The sequence below is a fragment of the Methylobacterium sp. XJLW genome (genome assembly GCF_003254375.1).
Classification (GTDB): Bacteria; Pseudomonadota; Alphaproteobacteria; order Rhizobiales; family Beijerinckiaceae; genus Methylobacterium; species Methylobacterium fujisawaense.
Genome location: NZ_CP016429.1, coordinates 5,630,051 through 5,648,463 on the forward strand (window position 1 = coordinate 5,630,051; position 18,413 = coordinate 5,648,463).

The window sequence follows — 18,413 nt, forward strand, 5'->3', positions numbered from 1 at the left end:
ATGCGGAACCCCCTCGCGACCCTGAGCGCCGACGACCGCGCCCTGATCCGGCGGCGCCTGCGCACGCCGGTGCTCACCTTCCTGGCGCTGCTGGCGCTTCTGGCCGTCAACGTCACCCTCGGCGCCACCCTCCCCTTCGCGCAGGTCTGGATCGTCGAACTCGCCGTGGTCGCCGTGATGGTGGCGCTGATCCTCCTCGTCTCCATGGAGGTGATCCATGAGCCGCCGCTGATCCGGCTGTTCTCGGGGCTCGGCTTCTTCTGGGTCGCCATCCTGGTCGGCATGACGCTGACCGACTATCTGGCGCGCTGAGCGACGCGAAATCCGTTGTCCGGGCGGCCGAACACTCCTAAACGTCGCCGCTCCCCCGCATAGCCCGGCTGACAGACGATGTGCGAACTGCTCGGCATGAGCGCCAACGTGCCGACCGACATCCGCTTCTCCTTCGCGGGCCTCGCCCGACGCGGCGGCGAGACCGGGCCGCATGCGGACGGCTGGGGGATCAGCTTCTACGACGGGCGCACCTGCCGCAGCTTCCACGAGCCGGAGCCGAGCGCCCGCTCGCAGCTCGCCCGGCTGCTGCGCGACATGCCGATCAAGAGCCGCATCGTCGTCGCCCATGTCCGCAAGGCCAACCGCGGCCGGGTCAGCCTGGAGAACACCCACCCGTTCTCGCGGGAATTGTGGGGCCGCCGCTGGACCTTCGCGCATAACGGACAGCTCAAGGGCGTGAAGCGGCTGCCGCTGGGCGGCTTCATGCCGATCGGCTCGACGGACAGCGAGCACGCCTTCTGCTGGATGCTCGGCCGGCTCCAAGCCCGGTTCCGCGCCCTCCCCCGGCCCGAGACCCTCGACCGGGCCGTGGCCGACCTCGCGGGCGAACTCCACGCCCTCGGCGTGTTCAACATGCTGCTCACCGACAGCCGCACCCTCTACGCCCATTGCGGCAAGCGCCTCTGCTACCTCACCCGGCGGGCCCCCTTCGGCAAGGCCACCCTGATCGACGAGGACTGGCAGGTGGATTTCGCCGAGGAGACCACCGAGCACGACGTGGTGACGGTGATCGCCACCCAGGCGCTGACCCGGGACGAGTGCTGGACCGATCTCGCCCGCGGCGACGTCCTGACCCTGCGCGACGGGGCGATCCGGCTGTTGAGACCGGCCAACTTAGCTTAAGTGTGTTTTGCCTGAGGGTGCATGCCCGCGCCCGATGCGCTAGAACTCCGGTAACAGGAGCGCATCGGCCGGGCTTTCCAACCGGATCGGGCCGACAAGCGCTCCGCCTCGACCCGCCGGGGACCACAGGTCGAGCCACGACGAGTTGACGAGCGCGATACACATGACCCGCGACGACACCGACACCGTCCTGTCCCAGGAGGACGGGACTCGGGATGGCCGCCCGAACCTGGCTCCCGGGATCCGCACGCATCTCGGGGAGCATCTGCGCACCGTCTACGAGCGGATCGGCGAGGAGACGCTGCCGTCCCGCTTCGCCGAGCTGATCGAGAAGCTCGAGGCGGCTTTGCGCGCCCGCGGTGAGGCGATCGAGCCGGAATTCCGCAACGGTCTGCTCGCGGCCGTCCCGTCCCTGCGCGCCTTCGCGCTGTCGCTGACGTCGAACCCCGCCCGTTCGGACGATCTCGTGCAGGACACCCTGCTCAAGGGCTGGCAGCACCGCGCCCGGTTCCAGCCGGGGACGAACCTCAACGCGTGGCTGTTCACGATCCTGCGCAACATCTTCTACTCGGATCACCGCAAGCGGGTGCGCGAGGTCGAGGATCAGGACGGGTCCTACGCGGCCCGGCTCGCCACCGCCCCGCACCAGGGTGACCGGCTGGACGTCGAGGATCTGCAATCGGCGCTGGCCAAGCTGCCGCCGGATCAGCGCGAGGCCCTGGTCCTGGTCGGCGCCGAGGGCGTCTCCTACGAGGAGGCTGCCGCCATCATGGGCTGCAAGGTCGGCACGGTGAAGAGCCGCGTCAGCCGCGCCCGTGGCAGGCTCGCGGAGCTGCTGGGCTACGACGAGGAGGATCTCGGCTCCGACCGCTTCATCCAGTCGGCGATGCCCAAGGACGCGTGAGGGCTCAGCCGGCTGCATCCGGCGTTCCACAAAAAAAGATGCATCCGATTCCGGGGGTCGGGCGTTACCGGCCCGAGCTTCGCTGCGCCTGCGTGGCGAAACACCACGGAACGGAGATGTCCCGCATGACCTTCAAGACCCTTATCGCCGCCTCGGCCCTCGTCCTGTCGCTTCCGCTGGCCGCCCAGGCCCAGGGCACGATCCCCGGCGCCGAGCGCGGCGCGGCGGCGGGTGCCGATGCGGCCGGCCCGATCGGCGGCATCGTCGGCGGCGCGGTCGGTGCGGCCACCGGCACGGTGGGCGGCATCCTCGGCGTCGACATGGCCCCGCGCTTCCGCAGCTATGTCCGCGAGCGCAATGTCCGCTCCTACGACTATGACGGCCGCGTCGCCGTCGGCACCACCCTGCCGGCTTCGGGCGTGACCTATTACGACGTGCCCAACGAGTACCGCGTGCAGCCGGGCTACCGCTACACCGTGGTGAACGATCGTCCGGTGCTGGTCGATCGCGGCCACCGCATTGTCGAGGTCATCGACTAAGACCCCGGGCCGGTCTTGCGCTGGCCCAAGTGCCCCCGGAGCCCGGCTCCGGGGGCATCTTCATAGCCGCGGCCGTCGGCGCAACGCTTCATCCGTCCGGCCGTTGAGAGATGGCCCGAGCCGTGAGGCGATCATGAGCGACGCACCCACCGATCCGAAAACCACTCTGCCGGAGCCCGTGCGCGACCACCTCGGGCAGCAGCTGCGCGGCGTCCTGCCGGTGGGGTCCGACAAGCCCCGCTTCCTCGGCGATGATCCCGTGCCGGATGCCTTCGAGCCGCAGATCCGCCGGCTCGAGACCCGGCTGAAGACCCACGAGGAGGGGACCGAAGCCGTCGGTCATGCCCTCGACCAGATCCTCGATGCCCTCGGCGTCAAGCCGGACGAGACCGACAAGCCCAAGGGCTGAGGCGGCACCGGGCGCCTGCACCGGTGTCAGACGCGCGGCTTCTCGGCCAGCAGGTCGCGGATCTCGGAGAGAAGCTTCACGTCGGCCGGCATCGCGTCGGGCTTCTTGGCCTCGGCGGTCTGCAGGCGGTTCATCGCCCGGATCACTAGGAACAGCACGAAGGCGACGATCAGGAAGTTCAGGGTCAGGGTCAGGAACTGGCCGTAACCGATGACCGCGCCATGCTTCTTGGCATCCGCATAGGGCAGGCCTGCCTGCACCTTCGACGAGAGCGGGATGTAGTAGTTCGAGAAGTCGAGCCCGCCGGTGATCGCGCCGATCACCGGCATGAAGATGTCTTGGACCGCCGACGTCACGATGGCCCCGAAGGCCGCGCCGATGATCACGCCGACCGCGAGATCGACCACGTTCCCGCGCAGCGCGAACGTCTTGAAATCCCCGAGCATCCGCCAGCCCCCGCCCGCTTGATACCGCCAAGATAGAGGACGGCTCCGCGAAGGCCAGCGCCTATTCCGATGCCGGTCGGCCGGCCGTGGCTAGGGCGGGCCGGTCCTCGCCCAAGGTGGCGAGTTCCGCCTTGACCCGGCGGCGATACTGGGCGGCCACCACCGGGATGGTCAGCAGATAGCCCCCGCTCACCGCGACGAGCGCCTCGAACGGGTAGCTGATCAGGATGCCGAAGGCCGCGACCCCGAACAGGAAGATCGGCAGGACGAGGCTGCGCGGCACCCGCTTGCCCATGGTCTTGCCCGAATAGGTCGGGACCGTGGAGACGACCAGCAGCGCGATGCACAGCACGTAGATCAGGACCGCGGGCGCCGCCCAGGTCTCGATGCCGAAGCCCAGGAAGTGCAGGTAGAGCGGCAGCATCGCGGTGAGCGCCCCCGCGGGCGCCGGCATGCCGACGAAGAAGTCCTTCTTCCATTCCGGCCGGTTCGGATCGTCGAGCATCGCGTTGAAGCGGGCGAGCCGCAGCGCCATGGCGATGGCGAAGATCAGCGCGACGATCCAGCCCATCGATTTCAGGTGGAACAGCACGAAGCCGTAGAGGATGAGCGCCGGGGCGCAGCCGAAATTCACGAAGTCGGCGAGGGAATCGAGCTCCGCGCCGAAGCGCGACGTGCCCTTGAGCAGCCGCGCCACCCGCCCGTCGATGCCGTCGAGCACGCCCGCCACCACCACGGCGATGACGGCGGGCTCGAATTTGCCCTCGAAGGCGAGCCGGATCGCCGTGAGCCCGAGGCAGAGCGCCATCAGGGTGATCATGTTGGGCGCGATCATCCGGAACGGCACCGGCTTGAACCGGCGCGGCCGCGGCTCGTTCGGATCGGGCGCGAAGGGCGGGAAGAGATCGTCCATGGCCTCAGATCCGCTTGAACAGGCGCTCCGGGCCCCCGCCGAGATCGGCCAGCACCGTCTCGCCGGCCACCGCCTTCTGGCCGAGCCCGACCAGCACGGTCGACCCGGCCGGCAGGTAGACGTCCACCCGCGATCCGAAGCGGATCAGGCCGAAGCGCTCGCCGACGCCGAGCACGTCGCCCGCCGAGACGAACCCGACGATGCGCCGGGCCACGAGGCCGGCGATCTGCACCACGCCGACGCGCTTCGGCTGGCCGGCATGGGTCGTCTCGATGACCATGCCGTTGCGCTCGTTGTCGTCGCTGGCCTTGTCGAGCTCGGCGTTGAGGAACAGGCCCGGCGTGTAGTGGATCTGGCCGATCCGGCCGGCCACCGGCACCCGGTTCACGTGGCAGTCGAACACATTCATGAACACCGAGACCCGTAGCGTGGGCACCTGCGGCAGGTCGAGCTCGGGCGGCGGCAGCACGGTGGCGATGAGGTTCACGCGCCCGTCGGCGGGCGAGATCACGAGTCCGTCCGCCACCGGGGTGACCCGCTCGGGATCGCGGAAGAAGTAGCAGACCCAGAGGGTGAGGATCAGGAAGATCCAGCCGAAGAACTGGGAGAAATAGCCCGCCAGGACCGTCAGCACGATGCCGATCAGGATGAAGGGATAGCCCTCCTTGTGGATCGGCACGAGCGTCCGGCGGATCGTCTCGATCAGGTCGGTCATGGGTTCTTCGGACTCGAGGGAACCGCCGGCAGGCGGACGTGTCGGACGGGCGGATGGCAGTCCGCCGGGCCGCCGTCAACTTTCCAGGGGTCGCGGATCGCCGCGGGACGTCGCGCCCGCCCCTGCCGGGTTCCGCTTCGTCGGGCACCGATTCGGGCGCGCGGACCTCCCGCCACGCGTCATCGTCCCCGCGCGCCGGTGGCGCCGGGGGCATGGCCCGGGAGCGAACACGAGGGACGCGGGACGCCGCGGGAACCCAGGTGTCGGCCAAAGTCGCGCGGGATCCGATCCCCGCGGCGCCCCGCGGCATCGACCGGGCGCCTGCCCCGGCCGGTGCCGTCTTTCTCGTCGCGGCGTCTCCAGCGCCCCGGTCCTGCGACTCCCTGTTCGCGGTCTCGGGCGAGGCCCAGGCACGCCGTGCCCGCACCTCCGGAACCCGCATCAGCGCCGTGGCCTTCCAGCCGCCCCCCGCCTCGTAGTGGGCGGGTCCGCAGGTCGCTCAGGGTCGGCCCAGAGGCGGGTCGGCGCGGGGGCATTTCCTCGACCCCGCCGGGCAAACTGCCGCCCGGTCTCACGCCCGCTTCCGAGACACGCCCCGCACCGGTCCGCCGCCCGGGGCGATGGCGGCTGAAAGCCACCGACGCGGGCGCCGCCCCGCCCCGGACCCGCCCGGTCAGCCACCGGGCGGGCCCCCGAAGGACGCCCCGGGATCGCTCCCGGGCCGCCGCGGACAGGTGCGGTCAGGAAGCACAAAATAGGAACATTGTCAAGGCGCGGGCGGCGCGACACACGCTGCCGTGCGCCATTTCCCTCTGTCCGCCCGCGGCGCTCCGGAAGGACGGGCGGCTGGACCGGACCGCCGGTCCACCTCCGGAGATCCGGCCTGCGTGCCCGATCAATCCGCCCGTCGGAGCCGGCTCGCGAAGAAGCCGTCGAGGCCGCCGCGGGCGTTCGGCACCTCCGCCAGGTGGCACGGCAGGGTGCGCAGGTCGCCGTTGCCGTCGATCAGAGCCGCGGCGCCACCGACCTCCTCGGGCCGGACCGGCACCCGCGTGAACCGGGAGTCGCGGGCCAGGAAGGCCGCGATCTGCGCCTCGCCCTCCTCCGGCTCCAGCGAGCAGGTGCAGTAGACGAGAAGCCCGCCCGGCCGCACCAGCCCGGCCGCGTGGTCGAGGAGCCTGGCCTGGAGCGCGGCGAGTCGCCCGATATCGGCCTCCACCTTGGTCCAGGCCACGTCGGGGTGGCGCCGGATCGTCCCGGTGGCCGAGCACGGCGCGTCGAGCAGGACCGCGTCGTGGTCCCGCGGCTCCAGGGTGAGGGCGTCGGCCACCACGATCTCGACCGCGAAGCCGAGCCGCGCGACGTTCTCGCGCAGGCGTTCCAGCCTCGGCGCGGACCGGTCGACGGCGGTGACCTGAGCGCCGGTGGCGGCGAGCTGCAGGGTCTTGCCGCCGGGCGCCGCGCAGAGGTCGAGGACGCGGGTTCCGGGCTGCGGCGCCAGGAGGCGGGCCGGGAGCGCCGCGGCGGCGTCCTGGACCCACCACGCCCCTTCCTGGAAGCCGGGGAGGTCGGGGATCGCCGGGCCGTTCTCCGGCAGGCGCAGGGAGCCGGTCGGCAGGGTGACGGCGCCGAGACGCTCCGCCCAGTCGGCGGTGTCGCGCAGCGGGGTCAGGTCGATGGCGGCCCCGGCGAGATGGGCGCGGGCGATCGCCGCCGCGCGCTCGGGCCCGTAGGCCGCGACCCAGCGGCGGGCGAGCCAGTCCGGCGTGTTGACCGCCAGGGCGTCGGCGTCCGCGGCCAGGATCGCGTCGCGCTCCCGGGCGATCCGGCGCAGCACCGCGTTGACCAGCCCGGCGAGATGGGCCGTGCGGGTATCCCCCTTGGCGAGCCGCACCGCGAGGTCGACGGCGGCATGGTCGGGGACCGCGAGGTCGAGGAGCTGGGCGGTCGCGGTGGCCAAAAGGGCCGTGAGCTGCGGCTTGGCCGCGGGCAGCCCGCGCTCCAGCCGCGCGGCCAGGGCGGCGCGGATCAGCCCGTAGCGGCGGAAGGTCGCCACCGCGATGGCCCGCGCCAGCCCGGCATCGGCCGGCGCCAGCGCCTCGGCGCGGATCGCCTGGGCGAGGGCGTCGTCGAGGGCGGGGGGGCGCTCCTGGCCGATCAGGGCCGCGACCGCCTGCATCGCCGCGCGGCGCGCGCCCAGGCCTGCCGTATCCGGCCCGGTCTCGCCCGTCGAAGCTTCCTTCCGCGTGTTGCGGCCTGTGTCCCGCGATGCCACTTCTGCTCCAGATCCAACGTCTTCTGGGCCTACGCCCTCACACTCGAGCGAGCGCGATGCAAGAGCCGACCGCACAAGACCCGCACAGGCAGGATCCGGACGGACCGGAGGCCGGCGACGGCACGGCCCCGCCCCGCGCGCTCAGCCCGGCGGCGCAGCGCGCCCTGGCCGAGGCCGCCGAGCGCCGCGCGGCGATCGACGCCCGGGCCGCCGAGATTAGCGCCCGCCCCGAGCGCCAGGGGCGCGGCGGCCTGGAGCCGGTGCGCTACGACGACTGGGAGGTGAAGGGCCTCGCGGTCGACTTCTGAGGACGGCGCAGGGGCCGGCGCACCGGTCCGGCCCTATTCGGCCGGGACCGCCAGCGGCGGGCCGGCCTCGGTCCGGGCCTCCGCCGCACCCGCCCCGAACCGCCGGTACCAGAGCCCGGTCAGGATCGGCACGAGGATCGAGGTGACGATGATGCAGATCGTCACCAGCACGGTGGCGGTCTGCGCGGCCGGGGCGAAGTGCGGGGCGACGGCGGCGATCGCCAGCGGGTTGGCGGCGGCGGCCCCGGCCGTCGAGGAGGCCGCCAGCCCCGCCGTGCCGGTCCCGCCCCCGATCGCCCGGTCGGCCAGGATCAGCGGGATGCCGGTCAGGACGATCACCGCCAGCGCCAGCACGATGCCGAGCCCCGCGAGCGGCGAGAGCAGGTTGCTGAGGTCCACGGTGTTCCCCAGCGCGAAGGCGAAGAACGGGATCATCAGCTGGCCGCCCGGGGCGAACAGGGCCCGGAGCTTCGGGTCGAGGTTGCCGAGCGCGAAGCCGACGAGGAAGGGCAATACCGCGCCCGCGAAGATCTGCGGCTCGAAATGCGCCGCCCCGGAAGCCCCGAGGATGATCATGCTCATCAGCGGGCCGGATTCGATCGACGTGAGGATGAAGGCGCCGGCCTCCTCGCGGCTGCCGTAGGTCTGCATCAGCGAGGCGTAGAGGCCGCCATTGGTCATATCCATCGCGCAGACGATCGCCAGGATCGACAGGCCGGCGAAGAAGCCGGTCTGGATCCCCTCGGGCGGGATGAACAGCCCGGCCACCAGCACGATCGCCCAGGCGGCGACCAGCTTGGTCGCCACCAGCGTGCCGGACTTGCGCAGCACCGTCCCGGTCGCCCTCAGGCTGACCGAGGCGCCCATGCAGAAGAACCAGACCGCCAGGATCGGGATCACGCCGGTCATGATCCCCTGCGTGAAGCCCTTGAAATAGGCCGGGGACCCCGGCGCGAAGGTCCTGCACAGGGCTCCGAGCAGCAGCGGCACCAGCATCAGGCCGCCGGGAATCCTGTCGATCGCCGCCTTGATCTGCATGGCGCGCATCCTCCCGATCCGGATCGCTCGCCGGCGCATCGGACCCGGGCGGGTTCGCGGGCGCCGCCCCGGTCCGCGCCTCTGTCGGGCGTCTGTCGAACCGGTGCGTCATCCTGTCGGGGCCCGGTGCGGGCCGTCAAGCGGCACGCCGTCGGGCACGGAACGTCCGGCGCGGAACGTAGAGCCTCCGGGCCCGTTGAGCGGATTCACCCGGAGGAGGCGAGCATGGCGACAACGGTATCGGCGCGCAGCGCGGTCGCGGGACCGCACGGCGCGATCACCCTGGCCCGCGGCGAGCGGCTCGGGATGCGGATGTGGCGGGCGGAGGAGCCGAACGCCGACAAGCCGATGACCAAATCGGCCTACGAGACCGTCGGCTACGTGGTCAGCGGCCGGGCGGAGCTCGTCCTGGAGGGCGAGACCCTCGCCCTCGCTCCGGGCGATTCCTACTGCGTGCCGGCGGGCGCCGCGCACACCTACCGGATCCTGGAGACGTTCACGGCCGTCGAGGCGACCGCGCCGCCGGCCGGCTGAGGCCCGCGGGCCTCAGTGGGTCATGTAGACCTGCGTGCCGACATCGACCCGCGCGTAGAGGTCGACCACGTCCTGATTGTACATCCGGATGCAGCCATAGGACGCGTAGGTGCCCACCGAACTCGGCCGGTTGGTGCCGTGGATCGCGTATTCGCCGCCCGCGAGGGTCATGGCCGCCGCACCCATCGGATTGTGCGGCGAGCCGCCCGCGATGAGGTTCGGCAGGCGCGGGTTGTCGCGCTTCACCTCCGCGGGGGGCGACCAGGCGGGGGCGACGTACTTGCCGTCGATCGGCTTCGTGCCGAACCACTGCTTGCCGGGCCGGCCCACCGCCACGGGGTAGCGGATCGCCGTGCCGTCGCCGTTCACGAGATAGAGCTTGCGCTGCGACACGCTGATCACCACCGAGCCCGGCGCGACACCGTTCTGGAACGGCACGACCTCGCGCGCCTGCGCCGTTTGAAGACAACCGGCCAGCATCGCGCCGGCCAAACCGAATACAGCCGCCACCCGACCCGACATCACTACGATCCTCGACAAGCAAGAGTTGACGCGGGCAAGTAATCCGCGGCCGAGCTTACCGTTCCAAGAATAGCTATGGTTGATGTGGGGTCAGCGTGCCGCATCCGTGAGGCACGGTAAAAGAGCAACCACGATCGACGGCGCGGGGGCGCGGCGGGGCCGCTCGGCCGCCCCTCAGCGCTCGTAGAGCGTGCTGCCCCGCTTGTCCTCGGGCTGCCAGCCGTGGCGCTCCAGCTCCGGGTCGAGATGCTCCTCCACCGGGTGTCCGACGCAGAGATAGGCCACGAGCCGCCACGTCTCCGGCACCGCCAGGATCGCCGAGACGGTCTGCGGCTCCAGGATCGAGACCCAGCCGACGCCGAGGCCGCGCGCCCGGGCGGCGAGCCAGAAGCACTGCACCGCCCCCACCACCGAATAGGCCAGGGTCTCCGGCATGCTGGCCCGTCCGAGCCCGAGGCCGGTCTCGGTCGCCGCGTCGCAGAAGACGGCCAGATGGACCGGCGCCTCCCGCAGGCCGGCGAGCTTGAGGCCGCGATACCGGGCGGCGCGGTCCGCATCGTAGCCTGCGGCCGCGGCGGCGTTGCAGCCGGAGAAGTTGTCGGACACCGCGCGGCGCCGCACCGGATCCGAGACGCGCACGAACCGCCAGGGCCGGCTGTTGCCGACCGACGGCGCCCGGTGGGCCGCCGTCAGGCAGGTGCGCAGGCACGCCTCGTCCACCGGATCCGTCCGGAACCGGCGCACGTCGCGGCGCCACGCGAACAGCGCGTCGAGGTCGTGCAGGAAGGCGTCGTCGAAGGCGGGCGGGCCCATGATGCCGGTGGCATACCCGCTTCCCGGGCCCAACGGGAAACAGAAAAAAGGCCGCCCGGAGGGGCGGCCTGAAGTCTTGGGTCTCGAAACCTCGGAGTGCCGGATCCTGGGATCCCGAACGGCGGCCGATGGCTGGGGAGCTGGGTGTCGGGCGCCGGCCGGGCAGGACCCGGCGAGGTTCGACGTCTGTTGTCGCGCGGCAACGCGGCCTGCAAAAGGCGCGAATCTGGCCAAACCATGTTTTTTGTCGCTTGGGCGTGTCTCGCAGGTCACGGCGCGGGGCGGCCGTCACCCTTGCGGGCCGCTGCGGCGAAGCCCATCATCCGGCAAAGGAACGATGCACGGGAGTGGTGATGACCGAAAGGACGAGCGCCGGGCCGAGGCCCGACGAGGCGGCGGGGCATGTCATTCCCTTCCCCGCCCGCGCGGCTCCTCCACAGGTCGCCTTCAACCGGGATGAGCTGCGCACGATCTTCAACCTCTATGGCCGGCAGGTGGCCGCGGGCGAATGGCGCGACTACGCCCTCGACTTCCGCCGCGACAGGGCGGTGTTCTCGATCTACCGCCGCGCCTCCGAGATGCCGCTCTACCGGATCGAGAAGGATCCCAAGCTTGCCCGCCGCCAGGGGGCCTACGCGGTCATCGCCGCGAGCGGCCAGATCCTGAAGCGCGGCTCGGAACTCGCCCGGGTCATCGCCGTGCTGGAGCCGGCGCCCAAGGCGGTCTGACCGGCGGTCTGCCCCCGCACAGCATCCCGCTCCGCCCCTCAGGACAGGGGCATCCGCCGGACGGTCGCGGCGATCTCGGCCACGACCTCCGGCGGCAGGGGACGGATCGGCCGCGGCGGCTCGGCGCGGCACAGGCCCAGGATATCGGCCAAGGCGTAGACCACCCGCAGGCTGGAATGGGTCCGGAACAGCGTCCAGAGCGGCTCCAGTTCCGCGTTCAGGGTGCGCGCCCGGTCCGTGTCGCCGGCCTCCACGGCCCGGACGATCGCGCGGCAGGTCCGGGGGAACAGGCCGCCCGCCACGCTGTACCATGCCGTGCCGCCGGCGATCAGCGCCTCGGTCGCGTTCCAGTCGCCGCTGAAGCCGAGGGGGAAGCCCGCCGGGACGGTTGCCTGCAGGGCGGCGACACCGGCCGCGGCGTCGGCCGGGGCCGGCGCGGCGCATTTGGCGGCCACGATCCCGGGACGGCGGGCGAGCCGGCCGATCAGCGCCGGCGTGAAGCGGAAATGCGTGGTCGCGGGGTTGTCGTAGAGGACGAGGGGTAATCCGCCCGCCTCCGCCACGGCTGCGAAGTGCGCCTCGACCTCGGCCTCGGTCAGCGGCGTGTAGGAGACGGGGGCGAGCAGCCCCGCATCCGCGCCGGCCGCCCGTGCGTCCTGCGCGAGGCGGATGGCCTCGTCGGTGCGCAGGGCGCCGATGCCGACCAGGAGCGGTACCCGGCCGCCCACGGCCTCGCGGGCGATCGCCACCGCCCGGCGGCGCTCGTCGCGGCTCAGATACGCGTAGGTCCCGGTGCTGCCGAGCAGGCCGATCGAATCGACCCCGGCGGCCACGAGGGGCTCCAGCAGGCGTTGCAGGGCTCCGGCATCGACCCGACCGTCGGCGTCGCTCGGGGTGATCGGGAAGGCGGAGAGGCCGGAAAGGCCGGAGAGCGCGGGCATGGCCCGAGCTTAGCGCATCCGGTCGGTGCGGCGAGGCAAAAAGAAACCCCGGCGGTTGCCCGCCGGGGTTTCTGTCAACGGTCGGTTCTTGCGGCTTAGCGGCGGTCGCCGATCAGGCTCAGCAGGAACTGGAACATGTTGATGAAGTCGAGATAGAGGGTCAGGGCGCCGTTCACCGACATCTTGGCCGCCATCTCACCGTCGAAGCCGCCGTAGAGATACATCTCCTTGAGCTTCTGCGTGTCGTAGGCGGTCAGCCCCGCGAAGATCAGCACGCCCAGCACCGAGATGGCGAACTGGAGGGCCGACGAGGCGAAGAAGATGTTCACCAGCGACGCGAGGATGATGCCGATCAGGCCCATCATCAGGAACGAGCCCATGCCCGAGAGGCTACGCTTCGTGGTGTAGCCCCAGAGGCTGAGCGAGCCGAAGGCCGCCGCCGTGATGAAGAACACCTGGACCACGCTGCCACCGGTGAAGACCAGCAGGAGCGAGGACATCGAGGCGCCCATCACCGCCGCGAAGGCGAAGAACATCGTCCGCGCGGAGGAGGCCGACATCCGGTCCATCCGCATGGAGAAGACGAAGATGAACGCCAGCGGGGCGAGCATCAGGACCCACTTCAGCGGGCTGAGATAGAGGGTCTGACCGAACGGGGTCAGGATCGGGCGGGTGCCCTGGTAGGCCGCCACGGAGGCCATGTTCAGGCCGAGCGCGACGAGACCCGAGATGCCAAGCCCGACGACCATGTTGTTGTAGACGCCGAGCATGAAGGTGCGCAGGCCCTGGTCGACTTCGACCTGGGTGCCGGCGTAGCCGGTCGGCTGCTGGGCGCCGTACCGGAAGGGGCTATTCTCGAATGCCATGGGAGTTTCCTTGCGGAGGCTCTCTCAGCGTGGTGTTCGGGCGAGGCCCACGCAGGACCTCTGGCGCCAGGCTGGCGCCTCGGTCAGGAATATGTTGCGCCCGCGTCCTGGACACAAGTCCCCGGCCACGGTTGCGGCCCGGGTTTTCCGTGTCCGGAGGATGTATTTTTGTCCATCCGGGCAGGGATTAAAATGCATTTCCTGCTGCAAAGCGTGTCGTTCGACTGACGGTTGCCGGGATGCAGGTGTTTCGATAGCCGTGCGAGCAGTCTTAACGGTTTCCTGATGCCACCCGCGGCAGCGCCCGCGCCGGTTTGTCCGGCGCGGGCCGACCGCCGCCCGTCCGCAGGGTTCCGGCGGACCGGACGTCCAGGGCTCAGTGCGCGGCCCTGCGGGCGAAGGCGCGGCCCAGGCTCAGCAGCATCAGCTCGGCGGCGACCTGCACCTCGGCCGGCATATCGTCGGTGAGCGTCTCCTTGAGCGCGATCGCCAGGTCGGCCGCGCGCTCCAGCGGGGCGCCCCCCGAAGGAGGCCTGCCCAGGACGTAGCGATCGCCGCCGTCCCGGATCTCCGTGATGTCCATCAGGATCCCGTGCGAGCGGACCGGCTGGCCGGCCGCGTCCCGATGCGTCCGTCCGCGGCTGAGGAGCCATCGCACCGAGCCGTCCGTCTTGAAGACGCGGTACTCGGCCAGCACCAGTCCACCGGACCGGACGGCCCGGAGCATGTGGTCCATCAGCCAGGTCATGTCCTGCGGATGCACCGCGGCCAGTGCCATCGGTCCGCTGATCGGGCGATTGGCGAGGTCGGGGGTGCCGGTCAGCAACATGGCCGCGCCCTCATCGTAGACGACACGGCCGCCGACATGGTCCCATTCCCAGGCACCCACGACGCACGAGGCTTCGAGGGCGGCACGGAGACGCTCCGTATCCTCCCCGTAGCCATCGATGACGGTAATGCCCATGACGGTTGGTCCTCTGGTCGGCCGGAGCCCGAACGTCTTTCTCCGTACCAATATATCACACAAATGACAAAGAGTTCACTTGCGGATAAAGTTGCGGTCGGGCACTCCGCGGTGCTGTGGGTCGATTTGCGCCTTCCTGGAGATGTTCGAGGGTCGGTCATGGATGAGAACGGGCTCGAACGTCTGCGCATGATTGCCGGCGCGAAAGCGGACACTGCGTCGTCCCAAGCCCTCATTCGAATCGCGCAGTCCCTCGATCTTCCGATCGAGGCGTTCTACCAGCCGGATCGGTGCGGCCCCGCCACGCGGCCGGCGATCGATTGGGAGACGGAGCGGCTCCTGGCTCTGGTGAAGGTCCATCTCCGCCAGCTCGATCCGGCGGCGCGCCGACGCTTCGGCGAGGCGGTCCTCGGGATGGTCGGCTCGGAACCGGCCGAGGGCTGACGCCGCCGGCGGCAAAGGCTGGAGACCCCGGAAACATGGCGATACGGGCGACGGCGAAGCCGGACGATTGGAAGCGCCTGCCCTTCGCGGCGATGTCCCCGATCCCCTATCGCGCGGCCTTCGACCCCGCCCAATTCGCGGAGCTGGCGAAGGGGCTGCGTCCGGAGGTGATGGAAGACAAGTGGTTCATCTATCTCGACGGACTCGATCTCTGCTTCCACCGGAGCTGGACCGGCCTCGGCGTCTACCGGGTCGGATTTGAGCGGCACGGCGAGACATACCGCGTCGTGTCGGCCCTGTGCGCGGAGCCGATGCTCGCGACGCACGGAGCCGAGTATCAGGCGCGGTGTCTCGATTTCCTGGTCGAGAACCTCCTGCTCGGCGGCTCCAAGCCGTTCCCCCGGCCTGCGGACGTCGCGGAGAGTGCGCCCGGGGCGTTCCAGCACGGCTTTTCGGGAAGCGGCTATCGCGAGGTGCCCGTCGTGCGACGGCCCTGGTGGACATTCTGGCGCTGACGGCGGCCCGTCGGGTCTGAGCGCCCGGGCGGTCCTCCCGGGACCGGGAGGCGCTCCTCAGATCTGCCGCAGATACGGCGCCGGCTTCTGCCCCAGGATCCGCCAAGTGCCGGCGAGCCCGAGGAGGATCGCCAGCGCGACGGCGGCCGTCGCCGCCACCAGCGCGCCCGACAGGTCGAGGCGGAAGTCGAGGTGCATGACCTTGGCGACGATCACCCACCCTGCGAGCGTCCCGGCCATGAGGCCGAACAGGGCCGTGGCGAGGCCCAGGGCGGCGTATTCGAGGGCGTAGGCGGCGAGCAGCCGCGACCGGCGCGCGCCCAGCACCTTGAGCACCACGGCATCGTAGAGCCGCGCCCGGTGCCCGGCCGCGATGGCGCCGGCCAGAACGAACAGGCTCGCCAGGACCGCCACCGCGCTCGCCCCCCGGATCGCCAGGACCAGCCGGCCGACGAGGTCGCCGATCGCGTCCAGCGCGTCCTTGACCCGCACGGCGCTCACCGACGGGAAGGTCTTGGCGACGTCGCGCAGGATGTGGTTCTCGGCGGCCGCGTCGGTGCCGCCCGGTAGCGTCAGCGTGGCGAGGTCGGAATGCGGCGCGCCGCGGAAGGTCCCCGGCGAGAACACCATCACGAAGTTGATGCCGAGATTGCGCCACTCCACCCGGCGCAGGTTGAAGATCGTCGCGGTGAGGTCGCGGCCGAGCACGTTCACCGTCACGGTGTCGCCGAGCTTGAGGCCGAGCTGGCGGGCGAGGTCGGCCTCGAAGGAGACCAGCGGCTTGGCGCCCTGCTCGGCGCTCCACCACGCGCCTTCGGTGAGGCTCGAGCCCTCCGGCACCGTGTCGGCGTAGGTGATGCCCCGGTCGCCGTCGAGCACCCAGGCGGCATCCTCCGGGGGCCGGATCTTGCTGGCCGGCACGCCGTTCAGGGCGACGATCCGGCCGCGCATCATCGGCACGTCCTCGATCTTCCCGTTCGGGGCGGCGCGCGCCAGGAACTCGCGGAACTGGGCGGCGTCCCGCGAGGGGATGTCCAGGAAGAAGAGGTTCGGCGCGCGGGCCGGCAGGGTCGCGCTGATCGTCCGGCGGACATTGGCGTCGATCAGGCTGAGCGTCACGAGGAGCGTCACGCCGAGGCCCAGCGACAGGACGATGGCGGGCGTCAGGGCCCCTGGCCGGTGGAGGTTGGCGAGCGCCATCCGGGGCGCGGGCCAGCTTGGATGCGGCAGGCGGCGGGCGAGCGCCATCAGGCCGAGGGCCACCCCGTGCAGCAGGCCGAAGGCGATGGCGGCCGCCGCGATGAAGATCAGCGCCACGCGCCGGTCGAAGGCGGTGACCACCGACAGGCCGACCAGCGCCGCGAGGCTCAGGCCCAACCAGATCCGGTAGCGCCAGCGCGGCCTCACCCGTGCGGGATCGACGGTGTCGCGGAACAGGCCGGAGACCGGCACGTCGTGGGCGCGGCCGAGCGGGGTGATCGCGAAGGCGAAGGCGGTGAGGAGCCCGTAGGCGGCCGCGAGCGCGAGTTCGCCCGGGGCGAGCGTCGGGTTCAGGGGCAGCGGCAGGTCGGCGGAGAACAGCGCGTCGAGGAGGAAGGGCAGGCTCGCGCCGATCGCGAGCCCGATCAGGGTGCCGATCCCGGCGATCAGCATCACCTGCGTCAGGTAGAGGGCGACCACCTGCGAGCCGGGCGCGCCGACGCTCTTGAGGGTCGCGATCGAGGCCCGCTTGCGCTCCACGAAGGCGTGGACGGCATTGCCGACGCCGACGCCGCCGACGATCAGCGCGGTGAGCCCGACCAGGGTCAGGAACTGCGTGAAGCGCTCGATGCTCTTGGCGAAGCGCGGGTCGGCGTTGCTGCGCGAGCGGACCTCCCAGCCCGCCTCCGGCGTCGCGGCACGGATCCGGGCCTGCGCGGCGTCGAGATCGGCATCCGGCGTGCCCGGCGGCAGGAGGATCCGGTAGCTCCAGCGGTTGAGGCTGCCGGGCTGGACGAGACCGGTGGCGCGCAGCGTCGGCTCGGAGATCATCAGCCGCGGCCCGAAGCCGATGCCGCCGGCGATCTTGTCGGGCTCGGACACGATGGTCCCGCGGATCGCCACCTTGTGCCCGGCCAGCGCGATCCGGTCCCCGACCTTGACGTCGAGGCGCGTGAGCAGGGCCGGGTCGGCGAGCGCCCCCGGCACCCCGTCCCGTTCGGCCAGCCGGTCGGCGAGGCGGCCCGGCGGGTCGGTGGCGAGGTCGCCCGCCGCCGGATAGGTGGCCGGGTCGACGGCCTTCAGCTCGACGAGGGCCGCGTCGCCGCTCTCCGCCACCGCCATGGCCCGCAGGGAGGCGACGCTATCGAGCCGGCCTTCCCGCGCCAGGGCCTGCCGCTCGGCGTCGGTGGCCTCGCGGTTGATCAGGTTGTAGGCGAGGTCGCCGCCGAGGATCCGCCGCCCCTCCCGGCCGAGCCCGTCTGAGAGCGAGCGCGAGATCGACGCCACGCCCGCGATCGCCGCGACGCCCAGCGCGATGCAGGCGAGGAACACCGCGAAGCCCGTGAGGCCGGCGCGCAGTTCGCGGAGCGCCAGCCGCAGGATGAGCGGGAGGCGGCGGGGCCCGGGGGCCGGTCGGGTGATCGTGCCGTGCATCAGGCGGTCACCGCTTCCTCGATCCGGCCCGAGCGCAGGCGTACCGTGCGGTCGCACAGGCGGGCGAGGCCATTGTCGTGGGTGACGAGCACCAGGGTCGCGCCGCGGTCGCGCTTCAGCCGGAACAGGAGATCGACGATCTGCCGGCCGGTGGCCTCGTCGAGGTTGCCGGTGGGCTCGTCGGCCACGAGGATCGCCGGATCCGGGGCGACCGCCCGGGCAATGGCGACGCGCTGCTGCTCGCCCCCCGAGAGCTGCGCCGGGTAATGGTGCAGCCGGTGCCCGAGGCCCACCGCCTCCAGCTCGGCGCGGGCCCGCTCGTGGGCGCCGGGCCGGTCGGCGAGTTCCAGCGGCAGCGCCACGTTCTCCAGCGCCGTCATGGTCGGCACGAGGTGGAAGGCCTGGAACACGATGCCGATGCGCCGGCCCCGGAAGCGGGCGAGCGCGTCCTCGTCGAGGCGGACGAGATCGGTCTCCTCGATGACCACGCCGCCGGAATCGGGCCGCTCCAGCCCGGCCATGACCATCAGAAGCGTCGACTTGCCGGAGCCGGACGGACCGACGAGCCCCACAGCCTCGCCGCGGTCGACGGTGAGCGAGATGCCGCGGAGGATGTGGACCCGGGCGGCGCCGCGGCCGAGGCTGAGATCGATGTTCGACAGCGCGATCGCCGGATCGCGCAGCACCTTGCCTTGGCTCACGGGCGAGCCGATCTGTGGGCGATGACGA

At 71.5% G+C, this 18,413-nt stretch carries 23 protein-coding genes; 11 read left to right on the top strand and 12 right to left on the bottom strand.

The genetic code is table 11. From position 1 onward, the window contains the following. The 5 genes from A3862_RS25910 (at position 1) to A3862_RS25930 (ending at position 3,028) form a co-directional block, all read left to right on the top strand. Complete coding sequence (locus tag A3862_RS25910; RefSeq protein ID WP_111474103.1) at positions 1-312, top strand: oxidase; 312 nt, start codon at positions 1-3, stop codon at positions 310-312. A 78-nt stretch (positions 313-390) separates the two neighbouring features. Continuing rightward, positions 391-1,176, top strand: coding sequence for a class II glutamine amidotransferase (locus tag A3862_RS25915; protein WP_043352612.1), 786 nt, complete (start codon positions 391-393; stop codon positions 1,174-1,176). A gap of 163 nt (positions 1,177-1,339) precedes the next feature. Beyond that, positions 1,340-2,080 (top strand): NepR family anti-sigma factor, encoded by a 741-nt coding sequence (locus tag A3862_RS25920; protein WP_043352613.1) that lies wholly within the window; start codon positions 1,340-1,342, stop codon positions 2,078-2,080. Positions 2,081-2,205: 125 nt separating this feature from the next. Next, positions 2,206-2,619, top strand: a complete 414-nt coding sequence (locus A3862_RS25925) for a DUF1236 domain-containing protein (RefSeq protein WP_043352617.1) — start codon at positions 2,206-2,208, stop codon at positions 2,617-2,619. A gap of 133 nt (positions 2,620-2,752) precedes the next feature. After that, positions 2,753-3,028: a hypothetical protein gene (locus A3862_RS25930; protein ID WP_043352614.1), complete on the top strand. Its 276-nt coding sequence runs from the start codon at positions 2,753-2,755 to the stop codon at positions 3,026-3,028. A gap of 26 nt (positions 3,029-3,054) precedes the next feature. On the opposite strand, the gene mscL is transcribed toward A3862_RS25930, so the two are convergent. The 3 genes from mscL to A3862_RS25945 all read right to left on the bottom strand — a co-directional run bounded on the left by mscL (position 3,055) and on the right by A3862_RS25945 (position 5,102). Next, a complete protein-coding gene (gene mscL, locus A3862_RS25935) occupies positions 3,055-3,474 on the bottom strand; it encodes a large conductance mechanosensitive channel protein MscL (RefSeq protein ID WP_111474104.1) in 420 nt (139 codons plus the stop codon). Between the two features lie 61 nt (positions 3,475-3,535). Continuing rightward, complete coding sequence (locus A3862_RS25940) at positions 3,536-4,387, bottom strand: CDP-alcohol phosphatidyltransferase family protein (protein ID WP_111474105.1); 852 nt, start codon at positions 4,385-4,387, stop codon at positions 3,536-3,538. A 4-nt stretch (positions 4,388-4,391) separates the two neighbouring features. Next, the gene (locus tag A3862_RS25945; protein WP_012318030.1) at positions 4,392-5,102 is read right to left on the bottom strand and encodes a phosphatidylserine decarboxylase; all 711 of its coding nucleotides are present in this window, start codon (positions 5,100-5,102) and stop codon (positions 4,392-4,394) included. A 260-nt stretch (positions 5,103-5,362) separates the two neighbouring features. Between A3862_RS25945 and A3862_RS31685 the strand changes: the two genes are divergently transcribed. After that, entirely contained in the window at positions 5,363-5,581 is a 219-nt protein-coding gene (locus A3862_RS31685; protein ID WP_043756676.1) for a hypothetical protein, read from the top strand. 416 nt (positions 5,582-5,997) lie between these two features. Here A3862_RS31685 and A3862_RS25955 read toward each other — a convergent pair whose 3' ends face one another. Beyond that, a complete protein-coding gene (locus tag A3862_RS25955; RefSeq protein ID WP_053610806.1) occupies positions 5,998-7,281 on the bottom strand; it encodes an RsmB/NOP family class I SAM-dependent RNA methyltransferase in 1,284 nt (427 codons plus the stop codon). A gap of 152 nt (positions 7,282-7,433) precedes the next feature. Here A3862_RS25955 and A3862_RS25960 point away from each other — a divergent pair, with 152 nt between their 5' ends. Continuing rightward, positions 7,434-7,685 (top strand): DUF1674 domain-containing protein, encoded by a 252-nt coding sequence (locus A3862_RS25960; protein WP_043345843.1) that lies wholly within the window; start codon positions 7,434-7,436, stop codon positions 7,683-7,685. 33 nt (positions 7,686-7,718) lie between these two features. Here A3862_RS25960 and A3862_RS25965 read toward each other — a convergent pair whose 3' ends face one another. Further along, positions 7,719-8,732 carry a 2-keto-3-deoxygluconate permease gene (locus A3862_RS25965; RefSeq protein ID WP_236961530.1) on the bottom strand — a complete coding sequence of 338 codons (1,014 nt, stop codon included), beginning with the start codon at positions 8,730-8,732 and terminating at the stop codon, positions 7,719-7,721. Positions 8,733-8,948: 216 nt separating this feature from the next. On the opposite strand from A3862_RS25965, the gene A3862_RS25970 reads away from it, so the two are divergent. Continuing rightward, the gene (locus tag A3862_RS25970; protein ID WP_043387678.1) at positions 8,949-9,257 is read left to right on the top strand and encodes a cupin domain-containing protein; all 309 of its coding nucleotides are present in this window, start codon (positions 8,949-8,951) and stop codon (positions 9,255-9,257) included. A 12-nt stretch (positions 9,258-9,269) separates the two neighbouring features. Here the strand turns inward: A3862_RS25970 and A3862_RS25975 are convergent, their stop codons facing one another. Beyond that, positions 9,270-9,779: a L,D-transpeptidase gene (locus A3862_RS25975; protein WP_043355310.1), complete on the bottom strand. Its 510-nt coding sequence runs from the start codon at positions 9,777-9,779 to the stop codon at positions 9,270-9,272. A 174-nt stretch (positions 9,780-9,953) separates the two neighbouring features. Then, complete coding sequence (gene bluB / locus A3862_RS25980) at positions 9,954-10,592, bottom strand: 5,6-dimethylbenzimidazole synthase (protein WP_043756125.1); 639 nt, start codon at positions 10,590-10,592, stop codon at positions 9,954-9,956. A 353-nt stretch (positions 10,593-10,945) separates the two neighbouring features. Between bluB and A3862_RS25985 the strand changes: the two genes are divergently transcribed. Continuing rightward, positions 10,946-11,320 carry a DUF2794 domain-containing protein gene (locus A3862_RS25985; protein ID WP_043355313.1) on the top strand — a complete coding sequence of 125 codons (375 nt, stop codon included), beginning with the start codon at positions 10,946-10,948 and terminating at the stop codon, positions 11,318-11,320. 38 nt (positions 11,321-11,358) lie between these two features. On the opposite strand, the gene A3862_RS25990 is transcribed toward A3862_RS25985, so the two are convergent. The 3 genes from A3862_RS25990 to A3862_RS26000 form a co-directional block, all read right to left on the bottom strand. After that, entirely contained in the window at positions 11,359-12,261 is a 903-nt protein-coding gene (locus tag A3862_RS25990) for a dihydrodipicolinate synthase family protein (RefSeq protein ID WP_111474106.1), read from the bottom strand. 95 nt (positions 12,262-12,356) lie between these two features. Further along, positions 12,357-13,127 (bottom strand): Bax inhibitor-1/YccA family protein, encoded by a 771-nt coding sequence (locus A3862_RS25995; protein WP_043355307.1) that lies wholly within the window; start codon positions 13,125-13,127, stop codon positions 12,357-12,359. Positions 13,128-13,503: 376 nt separating this feature from the next. After that, positions 13,504-14,091, bottom strand: a complete 588-nt coding sequence (locus A3862_RS26000; protein WP_043355306.1) for a PAS domain-containing protein — start codon at positions 14,089-14,091, stop codon at positions 13,504-13,506. Positions 14,092-14,250: 159 nt separating this feature from the next. Between A3862_RS26000 and A3862_RS26005 the strand changes: the two genes are divergently transcribed. Further along, positions 14,251-14,535, top strand: coding sequence for a hypothetical protein (locus A3862_RS26005; RefSeq protein WP_043355304.1), 285 nt, complete (start codon positions 14,251-14,253; stop codon positions 14,533-14,535). A 35-nt stretch (positions 14,536-14,570) separates the two neighbouring features. Beyond that, positions 14,571-15,050 (top strand): hypothetical protein, encoded by a 480-nt coding sequence (locus A3862_RS26010; protein WP_052083557.1) that lies wholly within the window; start codon positions 14,571-14,573, stop codon positions 15,048-15,050. Positions 15,051-15,107: 57 nt separating this feature from the next. Here the strand turns inward: A3862_RS26010 and A3862_RS26015 are convergent, their stop codons facing one another. Beyond that, positions 15,108-17,684: an ABC transporter permease gene (locus A3862_RS26015; RefSeq protein ID WP_053610802.1), complete on the bottom strand. Its 2,577-nt coding sequence runs from the start codon at positions 17,682-17,684 to the stop codon at positions 15,108-15,110. Then, positions 17,684-18,385 (bottom strand): ABC transporter ATP-binding protein, encoded by a 702-nt coding sequence (locus A3862_RS26020; protein ID WP_374701379.1) that lies wholly within the window; start codon positions 18,383-18,385, stop codon positions 17,684-17,686. The genes A3862_RS26015 and A3862_RS26020 overlap by 1 nt, the downstream gene beginning before the upstream one ends. Positions 18,386-18,413 lie beyond the last annotated feature (28 nt).